Below are 17,651 nucleotides of genomic sequence, written 5' to 3'. Positions count from 1 at the left end.
ACTTGTGGCAAAAACAATTCAAGCAATTCGTGGAATGAATGATTGTTCCCCGACTGAGTCCCCGTTATGGCAATGGGTTGAAATGCAAGTACGTGAAGTCCTAAACAGTTATGGATATTCTGAAGTGCGTATGCCAATTGTTGAAAGTACGCCGTTATTTGCTCGTGCTATTGGCGAAGTAACAGATGTCGTTTCAAAAGAAATGTACACATTTTGGGACAACGATGAACAATTAACCCTCCGTCCTGAGGGAACGGCCGGTTGTGTACGCGCCGCGATTGAGCATGGCTGGATTTATAATAATGAACAACGTCTGTGGTATATGGGACCAATGTTCCGTCATGAGCGTCCACAAAAAGGGCGTTATCGACAGTTCCATCAAGCGGGAGTGGAAGTTTTCGGTATTGCTAACCCGGAAATTGATGCCGAATTAATTATTTTAACGGCGAGACTTTGGAAAAAATTAGGTATTGATCAGCACGTTTCTCTTCAACTTAATTCCATAGGTTCACTGGAATCCCGTGCCAGTTATCGCTCTGCTTTAGTTGATTTTTTGGAAAATCATCAAAATTTAATGAGTGAAGAAGAAAAAGAACGTTTGGTGAAAAATCCTTTGCGTATTTTAGATACAAAAAATCAAGAATTACAAAAAGTATTAGATAATGCACCGAAGTTGCTTGATTATTTGGATGATGATAGTCGTACGCATTTTGCTCAATTATGTGCTTTATTAGATGAAGTGGGAATCCAATATGAAATTAATCCAAAGCTTGTACGTGGGTTGGATTATTACAATAAAACCGTGTTTGAATGGGTAACTTCAGCATTAGGTGCGCAAGGTACAGTATGTGGTGGCGGTCGTTATGACGGTTTGGTTGAACAACTTGGCGGACATGCTACATCGGGTGTAGGATTTGCCATGGGATTGGAACGCTTAGTTTTATTGGTGCAAGAAGTTAATTCAAACATACCATTAAAAAGTGCGGTTGATATTTATGTGATTCATCAAGGGGAAAATACGACTTTAGCTGCATTGCAGCTTGCTGAAAAAATTCGTTCAGAATTACCGCACTTACGGGTTATGTTGCATTGCTCGGGTGGGAATTTTAAAAAACAATTTAAGCGAGCAGATAAATCCGGTGCAACTTTAGCCTTAGTGATTGGGGAGAGCGAAGTACAAAATAATCAGGTTGTAGTGAAACACTTGCACGGTGGGGTTGAGCAACAGACTTTTGAAATTGGACAAGTCGTTGATTATATTCAGACTCAATTTTAATTTATAAAGGAAAAGAATATGGCATATTCCATTGAAGAAGAACAAGAGATTAACCAGTTAAAAGAATGGTGGAAAGAAAACGGTAAAACAATCATTGTCGCCTTTATTCTAGGCGTGGGCGGAATGTTTGGTTGGCGTTATTGGCAGACTTACCAAGCAAATCAAATTGCTGAAGCATCGGCAGGGTATGATGCTTTAATTTACGCAGCGGAGCAAGATAGCACTGCTCAAAAAGCGAAATTAGCGGAATTCGTCCAAGCGAATAGTAAAACCAGCTATGCAGTCTTTGCGTTATTTGATGAAGCAAAAAATGCGGTGGAAAAACAAGATTTTGCTGGTGCCGAAGTCGCTTTACAGCAGGTTTTAACACAATCTCAAGATGAATTATTAACCTCCCTTTCTGCGCTACGTCTAAGTTCCGTACAGTTCCAGTTGGGGCAATTAGATAATGCCTTATCAACGCTTGAAAAAGTAAAAAGTGCAGGTTTTAATGCTCGTAAAACACTTTTGGCCGGAGATATCCAATTGGCTAAAGGTGATGTCGCAGCAGCAAAAAACAGTTTTGAGCAAGTTCTCCAAACAGGCAGTCAATTAGAACAGCAAGCGGCTCAAATGAAATTAAACAATCTTTAATATAAAGCGCCCGAGAGGGCGTTTATTTTTTTATGCGCTTTTTATTTCCTCCTCCCCCAATTCTTTGTTTTTTCATTGGCGTAGTGATGTATGCATTACCTCCAATCGGGAAATATTCTAAATTTTTCTATGCTATTTGGTTCTGCATTCTATTATCTATTCTAGTTGCCGTTATGAGCTTATGGCAATTTTATCGTGATAACATATCTATTGATCCGCAGCGGCTGGATAAAACTACACGGCTTGTCACATCAGGTATTTTTCAAATCACGCGTAATCCAATGTATCTGAGTTTATTATTGATTCTTGTGGCGTGGGCATTGTGGTTGGGGCATTTATTGGCTTGGTGCGGTATTATTGCCTTTGTGTGGTTAATGAATCGATTCCAAATTTCTCGGGAAGAATGCTATTTAGAAAAGAAATTTGGCGATGAATACCGCCGATATAAATCAAAAGTTAGACGTTGGATATGAAAAATGCGGTCAATTTTGACCGCACTTTTATGTTTCATAGGTTATTTTGCGTTACAATCAGCCGCTTTCTTTTCGAAACGTTCTGCAACATAATCCCAGTTTACCACATTCCAAAATTCTTTAATGTAGTCTGGACGGCGGTTTTGGAATTTTAAGTAGTAAGCATGCTCCCAAACATCTAAACCTAAAAGTGGGAAACCTTCACAACCTGCAATTTCTTTACCCATTAATGGATTATCTTGATTTGCCGTAGAAACAACCGCTAATTTTCCTTCTGTAGTGAGAACTAACCATGCCCAACCTGAGCCAAAACGGGTTGCTGCCGCTTTTTCGAATTCAGCTTGAAAGGCTTCAACAGAACCAAAATCGCGTAATATTGCATCTTTTAATGCACCTTGCAATGTTGTTCCTTTTTTCAAAGATTTCCAGAATAAACTATGATTTGCATGGCCACCCGCATTATTACGTAATACGCCGCGTTTGTCTGCCGGAAGTTTATCAAGTTGAGAAATTAATTGACCTGCGCAAATTTCTGTAAATTCAGCCGGTAAACCTTCTAATGCTGCATTTGCATTGTTTACATAGGCTTGATGATGTTTGCTATGGTGAATTTCCATAGTTTGAGCATCAAAGTGAGGTTCTAACGCATCATAAGCGTAGCCTAATTCAGGTAGAGTGTAAGCCATAATCATTCCTTCTATAAAATGAGTTTTCATAAGCCATTTTGGCCGATTGCTAAAATACGCAAGCTTTAACCAAAAAGTACTAAAGTACAAATACTAGCAGAAAACTTGATTTAGATCATTAAATGTTTTCCCTTTTGTAGAAATTGAGCATTCAAATGAAGCTTGTTCTAAATCAATAAAACCTACAATCTACTACCAAATGGTTAATAATTTTTGATGACTAAAATCTCGTTAAATTTTTCACTTATGATAGAATGACCCCAATTTAGTATTCGTGTTTTTCCTTATGTTTAAGTCCCATAATTTATCGATTAAAGAGCTTGCTTGCCAACGTGGTGAGAGTTTGCTTTTTCACGGTTTATCGCACAATTTTACGAGTGGTGATTTTGTGCAAATTGAGGGGCATAACGGTATTGGAAAAACCAGTTTATTACGCATTTTAGCCGGGCTTGCACAACCTTTAGAAGGTGAAATACTGTGGGATTCTGAATCTATTTTTAAACAACGGGAAGTTTATTATCAGGATTTACTTTATTTAGGGCATTTTTCAGGTGTAAAGCCGGAATTGACAGCATTGGAGAATTTACAATTCTATCAACGCATTAGCCAAGCAGAGCAGAGTGAGGATGCGCTTTGGGATGTATTGGAAAAAGTTGGACTTTTGGGGCGTGAAGATCTCGCGGCAGCACAACTTTCAGCCGGACAACAACGGCGTATTGCATTGGCAAGATTATGGCTTTCACAGGCGCCATTGTGGATTTTAGATGAGCCTTTTACGGCGATTGATAAGAAAGGCGTGAAAATTTTGACCGCACTTTTTGATGAACATACAAAACAAGGTGGCATTGTATTAATAACAAGTCATCAAGATGTGCCGAGTATGCGTTTGCAAAAACTTAATTTAGCACAGTATAAAGCGGAATAACCGAATGATTTTTCTAGAAATAATTAAACGTGAATTAAAAATTGCGATGCGTAAACGCTCAGAAATTTTAAATCCGCTATGGTTTTTTTTGATTGTCATTACATTATTTCCACTTGTGATTGGGCCGGATCCTAAATTACTTTCACGCATTGCGCCCGGGATTGCTTGGGTAGCGGCTTTACTTTCTGCGCTGCTTTCCTTTGAACGCTTGTTTCGTGATGATTTTATTGACGGTTCGCTTGAACAATTAATGTTAACCAAACAACCTTTAGTATTAACGGCGTTGTCTAAAGTCGTTGCTCATTGGCTTTTAACCGGTTTGCCACTGATTTTACTTTCACCGATTGCGGCATTACTGCTTTCTCTTGAAGTGCATCTTTGGTGGGCGTTAGTGCTAACCTTACTGCTCGGCACGCCGGTGTTGAGTTGTATCGGTGCGATTGGTGTCGCATTAACTGTCGGGTTACGCAAGGGCGGAGTCTTACTCAGTTTACTTGTGGTACCGTTGTTTATTCCTGTACTGATTTTCGCTTCTTCCGTACTCGATGCGGCAGGTTTGAATCTGCCTTATATGGGGCAGCTTGCGATTCTTGGTGCGATGATGGTCGGTGCAATCACGCTTTCGCCTTTTGCGGTGGCAGCAGCTTTGCGTATTAGTTTAGATAATTAATTTGGCAACTGTACAAAAGTGCGGTTGTTTTCTTTTTTATTTTTTTGAGAGGTTTTTCTATGTGGAACTGGTTACATCCCTACGCTAAACCAGAAACCCAATATCGAATCTGTGGTAAATTGAGCCCGGTGTTTGCGTTGTTGAGTTTATTGCTGTTAAGTGTTGGCATAGTATGGGGTTTGGCTTATGCGCCGGCAGATTATCAACAAGGTAACAGTTTCAGGATTATGTATGTGCATGTGCCAACAGCAATCTGGTCGATGGGAGTGTATGGTTCAATGGCAGTAGCGGCAGTGGTCGCTTTAGTATGGCAAATTAAACAAGCACATTTAGCAATGATTGCTATGGCACCTGTTGGGGCATTATTCACCTTTCTTGCATTGATTACCGGTGCTATTTGGGGCAAACCGATGTGGGGGACTTGGTGGGTGTGGGATGCCCGTCTGACGGCTGAATTAATCCTCTTCTTTTTATATCTTGGTATCCTTGCGCTGTATTCCAGTTTTTCTGATCGAGCGATTGGTGCGAAAGCATCGGGTATTTTATGTATTACTACGGTGGTTATTTTACCGATCATCCATTTTTCTGTGGAATGGTGGAACACGCTTCATCAAGGGGCAAGTATTACAAAATTTGAAAAACCTTCTATTGCAACCCCTATGTTGATTCCACTGATTTTATGTATCTTTGGTTTTTTAGCTTTATATATTTGGCTTACTCTTGTGCGTTATCGTGCGGAATTATTAAGAGAAGATGCAAAACGCCCGTGGGTTAAGGCGTTAGCAAAGGATTGTAGTAAATAGTTTTTATATTTTTAAGAGGAATAAAAATGTTTTTCCAAACTTGGAGTGATTTTTTTGATATGGGTGGCTATGGTTTTTACGTATGGCTGTCTTATGGCATTAGTTTGGTTGCGATTGTTGCCTTGATTATACAAAGCCTAAAACAACGTAAAACTATTTTGCAAAATGTGTTGCGTGAAACTCAGCGTGAAGCGCGTTTACAACATGCTAATAATAAAGGAAACACACTATGAATCCGAGACGTAAATCCAGACTTAAATTAGTTGTTTTTGTTGTACTGGGTATTGCAGTTGCAAGTAGCTTAGTACTGTATGCATTACGTCAGAATATTGATTTATTCTATACCCCATCGGAAGTGATTTTGGGTAAAGATAATAACCCAAATCAAAAACCGGAAGTCGGTCAGCGTATCCGGGTCGGTGGTATGGTGGTTGAAGGAACAGTAGAACGTGATCCGAAAAGTTTAAAAGTACGCTTTGATTTGAATGATATCGGCCCTGCAATTTCTGTTGAATATGAAGGTATTTTGCCTGATCTTTTCCGTGAGGGGCAGGGTATTGTTGCACAAGGTGTGTTAACCGAACCGACGGTACTCACTGCCACAGAAGTATTGGCCAAACATGACGAGAATTATGTACCACCGGAATTAGGCGAAAAAATGCAAAAGGTGCATAAACCAATGGGTGTAGATGAAGCTGATTTGAAAGGCGAAAGTACGCGAGATCGTCAAGAGAAACAAGAAGGCTACAAATGATCGCTGAAATCGGAAATTATGCGCTTGCTTTGAGTCTGGCCGTATCGTTAATGCTCGCAATTTTTCCATTGTGGGGCGCGGAGAAAGGGAATACCCAGTTAATGGTGCTGGCTCGACCAATGACTTATGGATTGTTTGTTTGTCTCACTATTGCCTTTGTTGCGCTATTTTATTTATTTGCGGTCAATGATTTTAGTGTGCAATATGTGGTGAATAATTCTAACAGTACTCTGCCGATTTATTATCGTTTGTCTGCTGTTTGGGGTTCTCACGAAGGTTCATTATTGCTTTGGATCTGGCTACTTGCCCTTTGGTCTGTAGCAGTGGCATTGTTTAGTAAACATTTACCTCAAGAAGCAGCAGCGAGAGTCCTCGGCATTATGGGAATTATTAGCGTGGGTTTCGTATTGTTTGTTTTGTTTACGTCAAATCCATTCACACGTACTTTCCCGGAGTTTCCTGTAGACGGTAAAGAACTTAACCCTATGTTGCAAGATGTGGGATTAATTTTTCATCCTCCGTTACTTTATATGGGGTATGTTGGTTTCTCTGTTGCTTTTGCCTTTGCCATCGCTTCTTTGATGACCGGTAAACTTGATTCTGCTTGGGCTCGTTGGTCTCGCCCCTGGACCCTTGCCGCATGGGTATTTTTAACCCTTGGTATCGTACTCGGTTCTTGGTGGGCGTATTATGAACTAGGTTGGGGCGGCTGGTGGTTCTGGGATCCGGTTGAAAATTCCTCCTTTATGCCTTGGTTAGCCGGTACAGCCTTAATTCACTCTCTTTCAGTGACAGAAAAACGTGGTTCATTTAAAGCCTGGACAGTGCTCCTTGCAATTTTAGCTTTTTCCCTGTGTTTACTTGGCACATTCTTGGTGCGTTCAGGGATTTTGGTCTCTGTGCATGCTTTTGCGTCTGATCCGACACGCGGTTTATATATTTTGGCGTATCTTGTTATTGTCATTGGCGGATCTCTTGCTCTTTATGCCTACAAGGGGAGCCAAATTCGTTCACGTGATAATGCAGAACGTTATTCTCGTGAAAGCATGTTGTTATTAAATAATATTCTATTAATGACCGCACTTTGTGTGGTGTTCTTAGGCACATTACTACCGTTGGTGCATAAACAGTTAGGCTTAGGAACAATTTCAATCGGTGCGCCGTTTTTTGATCAAATGTTCTTGATCATTATGACACCGTTTGCGCTATTGCTTGGTATTGGACCCTTAGTAAAATGGCGGCGGGATCAATTCTCAGAGATTAGAATGCCCGTCGTAATCAGTGTTCTTATCATGCTGGTGATGGGGTTTGTTTTACCTTATATCTTACAAGATAAAATCACGGTAAGTTCTGTTCTTGGTTCGATGATGACAATAATCATCTTGTTGCTTGCCCTTTACGAATTGCAACAACGGGCAACTCACCGTGAATCATTTTTTGTCGGTGTGCGTAAACTATCCCGTTCCCATTGGGGAATGTTGTTTGCACATTTAGGCGTAGCAATGTCGGTATGGGGCATTGCTTTTAGCCAAAATTTTAGTGTGGAACGTGATGTGCGTATGAAGGTAGGGGACAGCGCACAGATCGGGCATTACGATTTCAAATTTTCCGGTGTCAGTGATGCCAATGGCCCTAACTATATTGGAGGCAAAGCGCAGATTGATATTACAAAAGACGGAAAACCGGAAGCAACGCTATTCGCTGAAAAACGTTTTTATACGGTGAGTCGAATGTCAATGACAGAGGCCGCCATCGATGGTAGTTTAACCCGTGATTTATATGTGGCACTTGGTGAAAAACTTAATGACGATTCTTGGGCGTTGCGTTTGTATTACAAGCCTTTTATCCGCTGGATTTGGATTGGTGGCATATTTATGGCATTAGGTGGTTTATTGTGTATGTTCGACAGACGTTATCGGTTTAGTAAATTATTAAAAAAATAGTTTATTTCCAATAGTGATCTTTTTGATCTTCCTTAAGAAAATGGAAATACTTGGAAAAGATGGCGTAATTAACTTTTTCTCGCTAGCTTTTTCAACAAGAAACGGTATTTACTTAAAAGAGCGGTAGAAATGAAAAAAAAATTATTGATTCCCCTTGTTCTCTTTTTAGCAGTGGTTATTACGTTTTTAGTGCAGCTTAACCGTAATGCTCAAGGCGAAGATATTAAGGCTTTGGAGTCTGCATTGGTTGGAAAACCGATTCCCGTGAAAACATTAACGGAACTCTTTGAAAATAAGACCTATGATGATGCGTTATTTCGACAAGGTAAACCGATTTTGCTGAATGTATGGGCGACTTGGTGTCCCACTTGTTACGCAGAGCATCAATACTTAAATAAACTTGCACAACAAGGTGTGAATATTATTGGGTTGAATTATAAAGATGAATCGGCAAAAGCAATAAAATGGTTAAAAGATTTAGGTAATCCTTATCAAGTTGTGTTGAAAGATGAAAAAGGATCTTTCGGTTTGGACTTGGGGGTGTATGGTGCACCGGAAACTTTTATTGTGGATGGTCAAGGAGTGATTCATTATCGTTTAGCTGGGGATGTAAACGAAAAAGTGTGGTTGGGAACCTTAAAACCGATTTATGACAAACTGGTGGAGCAGGCACAATGAAAAAATTAGGGCTTTTTTTGACCGCACTTTTATTTAGTACCGTGGTATTTTCTGCCATTGATGCACTAAATTTTAGCTCGCAACAGCAGGAGAACGATTACCATCAACTCACGCAATCTTTGCGTTGCCCGCAATGTCAGAATAATAATATTGCGGACTCTAATGCAACGATCGCGGTAGATATGCGTAATAAAGTATTTGAGTTACTACAAGATGGGAAATCAAAAAATGATGTAGTGGAATACATGGTCGCGCGTTACGGTAATTTTGTGACCTATGATCCCCCGATGACGGCAAGTACCGTAATTTTATGGATTGCCCCATTATTTCTCATATTATTTGGTATTTTTTTCCTACTGAAACGAAAACCGCAAAAGCAAAGTGCGGTCAAAAATGATAGCGTTTTAACAGAAGAAGAAAATACACGTTTAGCTAACTTGTTGAACCAAAAGGATAAATAGATGAATTTTGCATTAATTTTAGGCGTAATTACTTTATTAGTCGCGTTAATCTGTTTTTATCCTTTATTGCGCCAGGCTAAAACAAAAAATGAACAAAAACGTGATGAACTGAATAAGGCGCTTTATTTTTCACGACTGCAAGAAATCGAGCAAGATGATGCCCAAGGGTTGGTGGAAAATGTAGAATTGCTTAAACAAGAATTACAGAAAACCTTATTGGATGATGTTCCCCATCAGGAAGAAAAAAACCTCCAAAGTGAAAAGTCCTACGGCAAAGTTTGGTTTGCTTCAGGGCTGTTAGCAATAGGGATTATTGCAGGGACAAGTTACTTTATGGTTGGATCTTGGCAAGCAGAATCAATGTTAGAGCAGACTTATGCCAAATTGCCTTATTTCTATGATCGAATGAAAGAAGAGGAGACGAATCCTCTTTCTGATAGTGAAATGCAGCAATTTTCTACCGCACTTCGTATAGATTTGCAGAAAAATCCGCAAGATGCCAAAAAATGGTGGTTGTTGGGGCAAATTGGTATGAATTTAGGTGATGCCCGTTTAGCATTCGACAGCTACCAAAAAGCAAATAAACTTGATCCTGAGAATTTACAATATAAATTGGGGTATGCCCGAGTATTAATGTTTTCAGAAGAGGCGACGGATAAATTGAAAGGCAGTGATTTATTACGTGAAGTTATTCGTAAAGATCATAGTAATATTGAAGCGCTAAGTTTGCTGGCATTTCGTTATTTTGAAACGGAAGATTATAAAATGGCAGCAGTGACTTGGGCGATGATGTTACGTTTAATGCCGAAAGATGATGAACGGGTCGCATTAATTGAAAAAAGTATTCGGGCAGCACGTGATGCGTTAGAAATTCAAGAGCAGGAAAAATCAAAAAGTATTACACCAGAGAAAAATTAGTCATGTTTGAAATTGAAGGTGTTCATCATGTTGCAATCATTGTTTCAGATTACACTCGTTCTAAGCTGTTTTATACAGAAATTTTAGGGGCAAAAGTGATTGCCGAAACTTATCGGGCTGAACGTGATAGTTACAAATTAGATTTAGAATTCCCTGATGGTAGTAAAATTGAGCTTTTCTCTTTTCCAAATCCTCCTAAACGATTAGATTATCCGGAGGCTTGTGGTTTACGCCATCTAGCGTTTAAAGTTAGAGATATAGAATCCTGTGTTTCCTATTTAGCTGGTCGGGGTGTTTCCTGCGAATTTATTAGAGTCGATGAATGTACTAAAATGAAGTATACTTTCTTCAAGGATCCTGATGGTTTACCGATAGAATTCTATCAAATCGATTAATAATATAAGGAGAAGCATGAAATATTATACTTATCTCTTGTGTTTTTCTGTATTATCTTCCTTGCCGTTATCGTTCTCTGCTAGTGCCAAAACGATTGTTGATGAGCGAGGAGAAACCACTCGGAAAAACTTAACCCGCTATATTGATAGTAAAGGACAGCGCATTTTAGATCCGAGTACTTCAATACGAGATGCCAAAAACTTAGCCAATAGTGTTGAGTTTGAAGTATATATGATAAATGAAGATTTTTCTTCCCGAAGTGTTTTTGTATCAGGTGAGGGGGTATGTAATGGTTTTGAGGGAGATAATGGAGTAGATTTTACAAATTCTACGAATAATTACATCAATCCGAATGATGATAGCGAATATTACGGTGGAGTGATGGGCGCTTCACTTTATCGGCAAAATGAACCTAAAAATGTGCAGTATGTGCCTGTTTATGTTATTAATAATCCTCAATTAGAGAAAGAGATTCGCCAGAGGGAAGAGGGACAAACAAAGCAAATTATTAAGGATAAAGTTGATAGTAATAAACAACTTTTAGATAAAATGGTCTGTAAAAAGGGTGAAAAATGAAAAAATTATCAATGGTATGTTCAGCCTTGTTTCTTGCCGCTTGTAGCTCGCAACCATCTACACAACAAGACACTGGGATCTATGATATGAAAACAGTTCAAGAGTATCAGGCTCAAGTAGCTAGCGGTAATACGGTAACTGCGGAACAAAAAGCAAGAGCGACAAAAGATATTTCTGATCCGATTAAAATGAATGCTAGCGATAGTCGTCAGAAAGTTATTTATCAACGTGCGCCTGTTATTGTACCAAGTATTGGATTTGGTTATTACAGGGGTTATCATAATTGGTAGTGAAAAATAGCTGCGCTTAATGGCTTTTTTGTTTCAAATGAAAATAACAAAACAAACCGCACCTAAAAGTGCGGTTTGTTTTTCCATTGTTTTTTTATTTTTTCTTCGCGTATTTTAAGGAGTCGATTGCCACAGCTAAAATAATGATGCTGCCTTTGATGATATATTGCCAATAAGGGTTTACACCTATATAGGTTAAACCATAGTTAATTACAGTAAAGATGATAACACCGGTAACTACACCGATTACTGTACCCACACCACCGGCGAATGATACACCACCCACTACGCAGGCTGCAATGGCATCCAATTCATACATAAACCCTAGATTGTTAGTTGCAGAACCGATTCGACCGGCTTCTAACATACCGCCGAAAGCATAGAACATTCCCGCAATGATATAAATCATAACAAGATTACGGGCAACGTTTACACCGGATACTCTTGCCGCTTCCGGATTCCCACCAATAGCAAAGATGTTTTTACCAAAACGGGTTTTATTCCACATGATCCATACTAAAAATGAAGCAATGGCTGCGTAAATCGTAATATATGAAAGTTTAAAGCTTCCGATTCGGAAGAATCCTTGTGCGAATGTAGAAAAGTTTTCATTAAAACCGGCGATAGGCGAGCCACCTACTGCATCATAATAAAGGGAATTGAAACCATAAACGATGATCATTGTTCCCATAGTGGCGATAAATGGCGTGACGTTTAGATAGGCAATAACCAAGCCATTGACTAAGCCGATAACAGCACCTACGGCACAAACGGCTAGGATGACAACGGGAATTGGGATTTCACCTAAATCAGGGAAAACACGGTTCATATTTTCCATAGACTGCAACATAGTTGCAGAAATTACAGCGGCTAAACCAACCTGACGACCGGCAGAGAGGTCGGTACCTTGTGTCACCAATAACCCTGCTACACCTAAGGCGATAATCAAACGCACGGAGGATTGAGTGAGGATATTACTAAAATTGATAAGGTTTAAGAAAGTTGGATCTTGTGCAATGATAATACCGAGTAAAATTAGTAGCACAAAATAGATCGCATTTTGTTTTAAAAGATCAAAGGATTTATTTTTTTCTAAGGCACTCATAATTCGTTCCTTTTGTTGTTATAAATATTTCGCTGCCAACTGCAAAATTTCTTCCTGGGAAGTTTTTGCTGTCTCCACAATGCCTGCAACCCGACCGTTACTCATCACGAGAATTCGGTCAGTTGTCCCTAATAACTCAGGCATCTCAGAGGAAATCATAATGATACCTTTGTCTTTTTTGGCAAGCTCTTGAATGAGTTGGTAAATTTCAAATTTAGCACCGATATCAATACCGCGGGTCGGCTCATCAAGCATCAAAATCTCCGGTTGGGTAAGCAACCAGCGACCAATGATAACTTTTTGTTGATTACCGCCGGAAAGAGATCCAATCGTAGTTTTATGTGAAGGGGTTTTCACATTCATAGAATCAATGACCCATTGGGTATCGCTACGCATTTTTTTATTGCTGAGTAATTTCCAAGGTGTAAGGTAAGATTTCATATTTGAAATCAAAGAATTGAATTCAATACTTAGATTGGAATAAATCCCGGTGGTACGGCGTTCTTCGGTGACAAGGGCAAAACCATGATTAATCGCTTCAAGTGCGGTTCGATTTTTGACAGTTTTATCATGTAGCTTGATTGTCCCGCTTTTGAGTTCACGTACCCCGAAAATGGCTTCGACAATATCGGTACGTTTTGCACCGACCAAACCTGCAATACCTAAAATTTCCCCTTTACGCAATTCAAAGGAAACATCTTGAATAGAAGGTTGGTTCAAGGCAGTTAAATGTTCGACTTTAAGTACAACTTCTTTTGGAACGTTCGTCTTTTCAGGGAAACGTTGAGTCAGTTCTCGTCCTACCATCATTGAAACAATTTGTTCCATACTGGAGGTTTTTACCGGTACGGTATTGATCCACTTTCCATCACGTAAAATAGTAATTTCATCACAAATTTTGAAAATTTCATCCATTTTGTGAGAAATATAAATAATGCCACATCCACGATCTTTTAGTTTTTGAATAATTTTAAATAGATGATCTACTTCTTTTTCAGAGAGTGAGGAGGTGGGTTCATCCATAATGACGATTTTTGCATCATAAGAGAAGGCTTTCGCAATTTCGATCATCTGCATTTGAGATACGGAAAGTTTTGCGACCTTTTCTTTTGGATCGATATTAATATCCAATTCATCAAAAATCGCTTTAGTATCACGGTACATTTTGGCATGATCGACAAATGGGCCTTTTAGTGGATAACGGCCAAGCCAAAGATTATCCATAACACTGGTCTGGCGTACCAAATTGAGTTCTTGGTGCACCATAGATATACCGTTTTCTAAGGCTTCTTTTGATGTTTTAAAATTGACGGGTTTACCTAAGAAAAGAATCTCACCTTCATCTTTAGCGTAAATGCCGAACAAACACTTTAATAATGTGGACTTTCCCGCCCCATTTTCGCCCATTAAGGCATGAACAGAGTGAGAGCGGACGCTTAAGTTTGCCTTATCTAAGGCTTTTACACCCGGAAAGGATTTACTGACATTGGTCATCGTAAGCAGCAATTCGCCACTTTGACTTAAGTCTTGAGTTGTCATATCCAACCTCATTTGAAATAGGGGAAGTAACAATACTCCCCCTAAAGGTTACATCATTGATATTCGTGTTATTTTAAGAATTCAGCTAAATTATCTTTATCCACACCGACATAAGGGATACGTACAACACGATCTTTTAATTCCCATTTGGTGCCTTCATTTGCGGCTTTACCTTGGGCAAGATTATTAGCTAATTGAACAACCGCTTTACCTTGATTTACACCATCATTTAACACGGTACCTGCGAGTTCCCCTTTTTTGATAAGCTGTAAGGCTTCAGGTAAGGCATCTACACCGAAAATAGGTAATTTTTTACCGTGAGCTTTTGTGGCTTCTAACGCACCTAATGCCATACCATCATTGTTGGAAATGATCACTTCGATATTATTGGCTTTAGAACTGGATAACCAAGCATCCATTTTGTCTTTTGCCATCGCGGCATCCCACATACCGGTATCGATGAATAATTGTTCGGTTTGAATACCCTGTTTATTTAATTCATCGATAACATATTTAGTACGGGCTTCCGCATCCGGGTGACCCGGCTCACCTTTGAGTAAGACAAATTGGATTTTCCCATCTTTGTTTAAATCAAATTCAGGTGTTGCTTTCCATTGTTTTGCAATTAAATTACCTTGGATAATGCCTGATTCTTTTGGATCGGTACCAACATAGTAGGCTTGTTCATAACTACCGATTGCTTTTGCGCCGGGATCTTTGTTGAAGAATACTACAGGAATGTTATCCGGTTTTGCTTTACCGATAATAGTTGGCGCTGCAGCAGGGTCTACTAAATTAATTGCAAGCGCTTTCACACCTTTAGAAAGTAATACATCAACTTGGTCATTTTGGATCGATTGAGCATTTTGAGAGTCATTCATTAATAGCTCAATGCCTTGTAATGTTTTCGCTTCTTTATCGATTTCTTTACGCATTAATGACATAAAGTTGTCATCATATTTGTAAATAGTGACACCGATACGGTTGTCAGCTGCATAACTTGCTGTAACCGAGCCTAAACCTACTGCTAAAGCGATTGCACTTAATACTGTTTTTTTCATAAAACACTCCTGATTGGAAGGTTGATTTGAACAAAGAAGACACTGTACGTTATTGTTACAACTGTCATAATTCTTTTGGAATAATACTTATCAAATCCTTGTAAGTCTGTGATCAAACTCACATAAATGAAAACGATTACAAAACAATGTTGAAATTTGTGATCTCCATCACATTTTAGTTTGCTGATTCTACGGAAAAACGGCGAACCAACGTTGGATTAAACTGAATAGCTGAGGGCGCAGCGATATTTTCATCAACTAAACTTAATGCTAAATTAGCGGCATAAGTTGCCATTAAATCAATGGGATAGCGTATGGTTGTTAGTTTGGGAATTAAATAACGTGCAATTGGCATATCATCAAAACCAATAATGGAAAATTGGCTTGGTACATTGATATTGTTTTCATTCAACACTGAAATTGCACCGGCAGCCATAGAATCATTGTAGGCAACGACTGCGGTTAAATCTTTATTGTAACTGAGTAAATCAATCATTGCTTGCTCCCCCCCCTCAAAATCCGGAGAGTTATGCACAATTGCATGTTTAACAATAGGATAATTGTGTGTTCTTAAGGCTTCCAGATAGCCGGTTCGGCGCTCAACTTCGTCGAAAATAGCATGATTAGAGCCGATATAAGCAATTTTTTTATGCCCGCATTGAATAAGCATTTTTGTCGCAATATAAGTGCCTTTTTGATTATCCAGACTTACGCAACGATTTTCATAACCTTTAATGACACGATTAATCACCACCATTCCTTTCACTTTATCAAGATAATCTTTAAGTTCCTCATCTGAAAGGGCTTTAGAATGAACAACCAGACAGCTACAACGCTTACGTAATAAGGTATTAATAGCTTCACGTTCTTTTTCTGCATGATGATAACCAATGCCGATTAAAATCGTTTTATTGTGGGATTCGGCTACTTTGTCTACTGCTTTCACTAAAATAGCAAAAAAAGAATCTGTGACATCTGTGACCACTACACCAATCGTATCGGTATTTTGTATAGCGAGAGCTTGTGCATTGGCATTAGGTTGATAACTTAACTGCGAGATTGCATTTTGTACGGAAAGACGGGTTTTTTTACTGACTGACGGATGATTGTTTAACACGCGAGATACTGTTGCAACGGAAACTTTAGCGAGCTTCGCAACATCATGAATAGTACTCATAAGATTCCCTCTTTCATCTAACTTATAGCTATTCATCATAATGGCTTAGTATGAAATTGAAAACGTTTACTTTTAAATTTTTTAATGTAGATCACAAAAAATCCCCTTAAAATTCTAATTTTGTGATATGGATCACGGTTTATTCTTCAGAAGTTAGGTATCTTACCAAGCAAATAAATGTAATCGATTACAAATTTACAGATAAGAGAATTATTATGACTGATACACTATTTGAGCCAACGGAGCATCCGCACCGTCGTTATAATCCGTTAATTGACCAATGGGTCTTGATTTCACCACATAGAGCCAAGCGACCATGGCAGGGACAGCAGGAAAAAGTCGTAGAAGAGCAGAAACCAAGCCATGATCTGAATTGCTATCTTTGCCCACGGAATAAACGTATTACAGGTGAGCTAAACCCGGATTATGATAAGCCTTATGTGTTCAAAAACGATTTTTCGGCACTTCTGGAAGACACACCGGCACCGGAAAAATCAAATGATCCGCTTTTTCAAAGCTCACAAGCTTGCGGAGAGAGTAGAGTAATTTGTTTTTCTCCGGATCACAGTAAAACTTTACCATTATTGACCGCACTTGAGATTGAAGAAGTGATCAAAGTTTGGCAAAAACAACTTCGTGAGCTTGGAGAAAAATATCAATGGGTGCAAATTTTTGAAAATAAGGGAGCGGCGATGGGGTGTTCTAACCCGCACCCTCACGGTCAAATTTGGGCAAACAGTTTCTTACCGAATGAAGTCGCTCGCGAAGATCAAAGTCAACGTCATTACTGGCAAAAATACGGTTCTGTGATGTTGTTGGATTATGCAAAGCGTGAACTTGAATTAAAAGAACGGATTGTTGTTGAAACCGAGCATTGGGTAGCGGTCGTTCCCTACTGGGCTGTGTGGCCTTTCGAAACGTTGTTACTTCCTAAAAATCATGTGAAACGCTTAACAGAATTAACTAATGCTCAGTCGAAAGATTTAGCAATCATATTGAAAAAATTGACCACAAAATACGATAATTTATTTGAAACCTCTTTCCCCTATTCAATGGGATTCCACGCTGCACCTTTTAACGATGAAGAAAACGAACACTGGCAGCTCCATGCGCATTTTTATCCGCCGCTTTTACGATCTGCAACAGTACGAAAATTTATGGTGGGGTATGAAATGCTGGCTGAAAGTCAACGGGATTTAACGGCTGAGCAGGCTGCGGAAAGATTGAAAGCGTTAAGCGAAATTCACTATAAGGAGAGAGGATAAAATTCCTCTCTTTCTATGCGTG

Annotated in this window: 21 protein-coding genes; 16 read left to right on the top strand and 5 right to left on the bottom strand. The window is 39.2% G+C overall.

Going from position 1 to position 17,651, the window contains the following annotated elements; translation table 11 throughout:
- Positions 1 to 4: 4 nt before the first annotated feature.
- Genes hisS through BKG94_RS01125 form a run of 3 tightly spaced genes read left to right on the top strand, consistent with a single transcriptional unit; the run spans position 5 to position 2,382 of the window.
- On the top strand, positions 5 to 1,276 hold the full coding sequence (hisS, locus tag BKG94_RS01135) for a histidine--tRNA ligase (protein ID WP_077433404.1): 1,272 nt from the start codon (positions 5 to 7) through the stop codon (positions 1,274 to 1,276).
- An 18-nt stretch (positions 1,277 to 1,294) separates the two neighbouring features.
- Positions 1,295 to 1,909 (top strand): YfgM family protein, encoded by a 615-nt coding sequence (locus BKG94_RS01130; RefSeq protein ID WP_077433402.1) that lies wholly within the window; start codon positions 1,295 to 1,297, stop codon positions 1,907 to 1,909.
- Positions 1,910 to 1,941: 32 nt separating this feature from the next.
- The gene (locus BKG94_RS01125; protein ID WP_077433400.1) at positions 1,942 to 2,382 is read left to right on the top strand and encodes a methyltransferase family protein; all 441 of its coding nucleotides are present in this window, start codon (positions 1,942 to 1,944) and stop codon (positions 2,380 to 2,382) included.
- 41 nt (positions 2,383 to 2,423) lie between these two features.
- Here BKG94_RS01125 and sodA read toward each other — a convergent pair whose 3' ends face one another.
- The gene (gene sodA / locus BKG94_RS01120) at positions 2,424 to 3,068 is read right to left on the bottom strand and encodes a superoxide dismutase [Mn] (RefSeq protein ID WP_077433398.1); all 645 of its coding nucleotides are present in this window, start codon (positions 3,066 to 3,068) and stop codon (positions 2,424 to 2,426) included.
- A 286-nt stretch (positions 3,069 to 3,354) separates the two neighbouring features.
- On the opposite strand from sodA, the gene ccmA reads away from it, so the two are divergent.
- From ccmA to BKG94_RS01060, 12 genes are all read left to right on the top strand, one after another.
- Positions 3,355 to 3,993 (top strand): cytochrome c biogenesis heme-transporting ATPase CcmA, encoded by a 639-nt coding sequence (gene ccmA, locus BKG94_RS01115; RefSeq protein WP_077433396.1) that lies wholly within the window; start codon positions 3,355 to 3,357, stop codon positions 3,991 to 3,993.
- A gap of 4 nt (positions 3,994 to 3,997) precedes the next feature.
- Positions 3,998 to 4,663: a heme exporter protein CcmB gene (gene ccmB / locus BKG94_RS01110; RefSeq protein ID WP_077433394.1), complete on the top strand. Its 666-nt coding sequence runs from the start codon at positions 3,998 to 4,000 to the stop codon at positions 4,661 to 4,663.
- 59 nt (positions 4,664 to 4,722) lie between these two features.
- On the top strand, positions 4,723 to 5,466 hold the full coding sequence (locus tag BKG94_RS01105) for a heme ABC transporter permease (protein WP_077433392.1): 744 nt from the start codon (positions 4,723 to 4,725) through the stop codon (positions 5,464 to 5,466).
- Positions 5,467 to 5,492: 26 nt separating this feature from the next.
- The gene (gene ccmD, locus BKG94_RS01100; RefSeq protein ID WP_077433390.1) at positions 5,493 to 5,699 is read left to right on the top strand and encodes a heme exporter protein CcmD; all 207 of its coding nucleotides are present in this window, start codon (positions 5,493 to 5,495) and stop codon (positions 5,697 to 5,699) included.
- Entirely contained in the window at positions 5,696 to 6,220 is a 525-nt protein-coding gene (ccmE, locus tag BKG94_RS01095) for a cytochrome c maturation protein CcmE (RefSeq protein ID WP_077433388.1), read from the top strand. Before ccmD ends, ccmE begins: the two co-directional genes overlap by 4 nt.
- The gene (locus tag BKG94_RS01090) at positions 6,217 to 8,163 is read left to right on the top strand and encodes a heme lyase CcmF/NrfE family subunit (protein ID WP_077433386.1); all 1,947 of its coding nucleotides are present in this window, start codon (positions 6,217 to 6,219) and stop codon (positions 8,161 to 8,163) included. Before ccmE ends, BKG94_RS01090 begins: the two co-directional genes overlap by 4 nt.
- A gap of 129 nt (positions 8,164 to 8,292) precedes the next feature.
- Entirely contained in the window at positions 8,293 to 8,841 is a 549-nt protein-coding gene (locus BKG94_RS01085; protein ID WP_077433384.1) for a DsbE family thiol:disulfide interchange protein, read from the top strand.
- Positions 8,838 to 9,302 carry a cytochrome c-type biogenesis protein gene (locus BKG94_RS01080; RefSeq protein ID WP_077433382.1) on the top strand — a complete coding sequence of 155 codons (465 nt, stop codon included), beginning with the start codon at positions 8,838 to 8,840 and terminating at the stop codon, positions 9,300 to 9,302. The genes BKG94_RS01085 and BKG94_RS01080 overlap by 4 nt, the downstream gene beginning before the upstream one ends.
- Positions 9,303 to 10,220 (top strand): c-type cytochrome biogenesis protein CcmI, encoded by a 918-nt coding sequence (gene ccmI / locus BKG94_RS01075; protein WP_077433380.1) that lies wholly within the window; start codon positions 9,303 to 9,305, stop codon positions 10,218 to 10,220.
- 2 nt (positions 10,221 to 10,222) lie between these two features.
- Positions 10,223 to 10,615: an SMU1112c/YaeR family gloxylase I-like metalloprotein gene (gloA2, locus tag BKG94_RS01070; protein WP_077433378.1), complete on the top strand. Its 393-nt coding sequence runs from the start codon at positions 10,223 to 10,225 to the stop codon at positions 10,613 to 10,615.
- 16 nt (positions 10,616 to 10,631) lie between these two features.
- On the top strand, positions 10,632 to 11,192 hold the full coding sequence (locus BKG94_RS01065) for a DUF8095 domain-containing protein (RefSeq protein ID WP_077433376.1): 561 nt from the start codon (positions 10,632 to 10,634) through the stop codon (positions 11,190 to 11,192).
- Positions 11,189 to 11,482 carry a hypothetical protein gene (locus BKG94_RS01060; protein WP_077433374.1) on the top strand — a complete coding sequence of 98 codons (294 nt, stop codon included), beginning with the start codon at positions 11,189 to 11,191 and terminating at the stop codon, positions 11,480 to 11,482. Before BKG94_RS01065 ends, BKG94_RS01060 begins: the two co-directional genes overlap by 4 nt.
- 94 nt (positions 11,483 to 11,576) lie before the next feature.
- On the opposite strand, the gene mglC is transcribed toward BKG94_RS01060, so the two are convergent.
- The 4 genes from mglC to BKG94_RS01040 form a co-directional block, all read right to left on the bottom strand.
- Positions 11,577 to 12,587, bottom strand: coding sequence for a galactose/methyl galactoside ABC transporter permease MglC (gene mglC / locus BKG94_RS01055; protein ID WP_077433372.1), 1,011 nt, complete (start codon positions 12,585 to 12,587; stop codon positions 11,577 to 11,579).
- 18 nt (positions 12,588 to 12,605) lie between these two features.
- Positions 12,606 to 14,126 carry a galactose/methyl galactoside ABC transporter ATP-binding protein MglA gene (mglA, locus tag BKG94_RS01050; protein ID WP_077433370.1) on the bottom strand — a complete coding sequence of 507 codons (1,521 nt, stop codon included), beginning with the start codon at positions 14,124 to 14,126 and terminating at the stop codon, positions 12,606 to 12,608.
- A 68-nt stretch (positions 14,127 to 14,194) separates the two neighbouring features.
- The gene (gene mglB, locus BKG94_RS01045; RefSeq protein WP_077433368.1) at positions 14,195 to 15,187 is read right to left on the bottom strand and encodes a galactose/glucose ABC transporter substrate-binding protein MglB; all 993 of its coding nucleotides are present in this window, start codon (positions 15,185 to 15,187) and stop codon (positions 14,195 to 14,197) included.
- A gap of 175 nt (positions 15,188 to 15,362) precedes the next feature.
- A complete protein-coding gene (locus tag BKG94_RS01040) occupies positions 15,363 to 16,364 on the bottom strand; it encodes a substrate-binding domain-containing protein (RefSeq protein ID WP_077433366.1) in 1,002 nt (333 codons plus the stop codon).
- Positions 16,365 to 16,579: 215 nt separating this feature from the next.
- Here BKG94_RS01040 and galT point away from each other — a divergent pair, with 215 nt between their 5' ends.
- Entirely contained in the window at positions 16,580 to 17,629 is a 1,050-nt protein-coding gene (galT, locus tag BKG94_RS01035; protein WP_077433364.1) for a galactose-1-phosphate uridylyltransferase, read from the top strand.
- The last annotated feature ends 22 nt before the right edge of the window (positions 17,630 to 17,651 follow it).

The sequence above is a fragment of the Rodentibacter ratti genome, assembly GCF_002000485.1.
In the GTDB taxonomy this organism is placed as follows: domain Bacteria; phylum Pseudomonadota; class Gammaproteobacteria; order Enterobacterales; family Pasteurellaceae; genus Rodentibacter; species Rodentibacter ratti.
This window is presented reverse-complemented; position numbering and strand designations above follow the sequence as displayed.

Coding starts and splice junctions, on each gene's coding strand:
- BKG94_RS01065 (WP_077433376.1), top strand. CDS start 10,632: ATGAAATATTATACTTATCTCTTGTGTTTTTCTGTATTATCTTCCTTG.
- BKG94_RS01080 (WP_077433382.1), top strand. CDS start 8,838: ATGAAAAAATTAGGGCTTTTTTTGACCGCACTTTTATTTAGTACCGTG.
- ccmD (WP_077433390.1), top strand. CDS start 5,493: ATGTTTTTCCAAACTTGGAGTGATTTTTTTGATATGGGTGGCTATGGT.
- ccmE (WP_077433388.1), top strand. CDS start 5,696: ATGAATCCGAGACGTAAATCCAGACTTAAATTAGTTGTTTTTGTTGTA.
- BKG94_RS01130 (WP_077433402.1), top strand. CDS start 1,295: ATGGCATATTCCATTGAAGAAGAACAAGAGATTAACCAGTTAAAAGAA.
- BKG94_RS01060 (WP_077433374.1), top strand. CDS start 11,189: ATGAAAAAATTATCAATGGTATGTTCAGCCTTGTTTCTTGCCGCTTGT.
- mglA (WP_077433370.1), bottom strand. CDS start 14,126: ATGACAACTCAAGACTTAAGTCAAAGTGGCGAATTGCTGCTTACGATG.
- gloA2 (WP_077433378.1), top strand. CDS start 10,223: ATGTTTGAAATTGAAGGTGTTCATCATGTTGCAATCATTGTTTCAGAT.
- ccmI (WP_077433380.1), top strand. CDS start 9,303: ATGAATTTTGCATTAATTTTAGGCGTAATTACTTTATTAGTCGCGTTA.
- BKG94_RS01040 (WP_077433366.1), bottom strand. CDS start 16,364: ATGAGTACTATTCATGATGTTGCGAAGCTCGCTAAAGTTTCCGTTGCA.
- BKG94_RS01105 (WP_077433392.1), top strand. CDS start 4,723: ATGTGGAACTGGTTACATCCCTACGCTAAACCAGAAACCCAATATCGA.
- BKG94_RS01125 (WP_077433400.1), top strand. CDS start 1,942: ATGCGCTTTTTATTTCCTCCTCCCCCAATTCTTTGTTTTTTCATTGGC.
- BKG94_RS01085 (WP_077433384.1), top strand. CDS start 8,293: ATGAAAAAAAAATTATTGATTCCCCTTGTTCTCTTTTTAGCAGTGGTT.
- ccmA (WP_077433396.1), top strand. CDS start 3,355: ATGTTTAAGTCCCATAATTTATCGATTAAAGAGCTTGCTTGCCAACGT.
- mglC (WP_077433372.1), bottom strand. CDS start 12,587: ATGAGTGCCTTAGAAAAAAATAAATCCTTTGATCTTTTAAAACAAAAT.
- sodA (WP_077433398.1), bottom strand. CDS start 3,068: ATGGCTTACACTCTACCTGAATTAGGCTACGCTTATGATGCGTTAGAA.
- BKG94_RS01090 (WP_077433386.1), top strand. CDS start 6,217: ATGATCGCTGAAATCGGAAATTATGCGCTTGCTTTGAGTCTGGCCGTA.
- mglB (WP_077433368.1), bottom strand. CDS start 15,187: ATGAAAAAAACAGTATTAAGTGCAATCGCTTTAGCAGTAGGTTTAGGC.
- ccmB (WP_077433394.1), top strand. CDS start 3,998: ATGATTTTTCTAGAAATAATTAAACGTGAATTAAAAATTGCGATGCGT.
- galT (WP_077433364.1), top strand. CDS start 16,580: ATGACTGATACACTATTTGAGCCAACGGAGCATCCGCACCGTCGTTAT.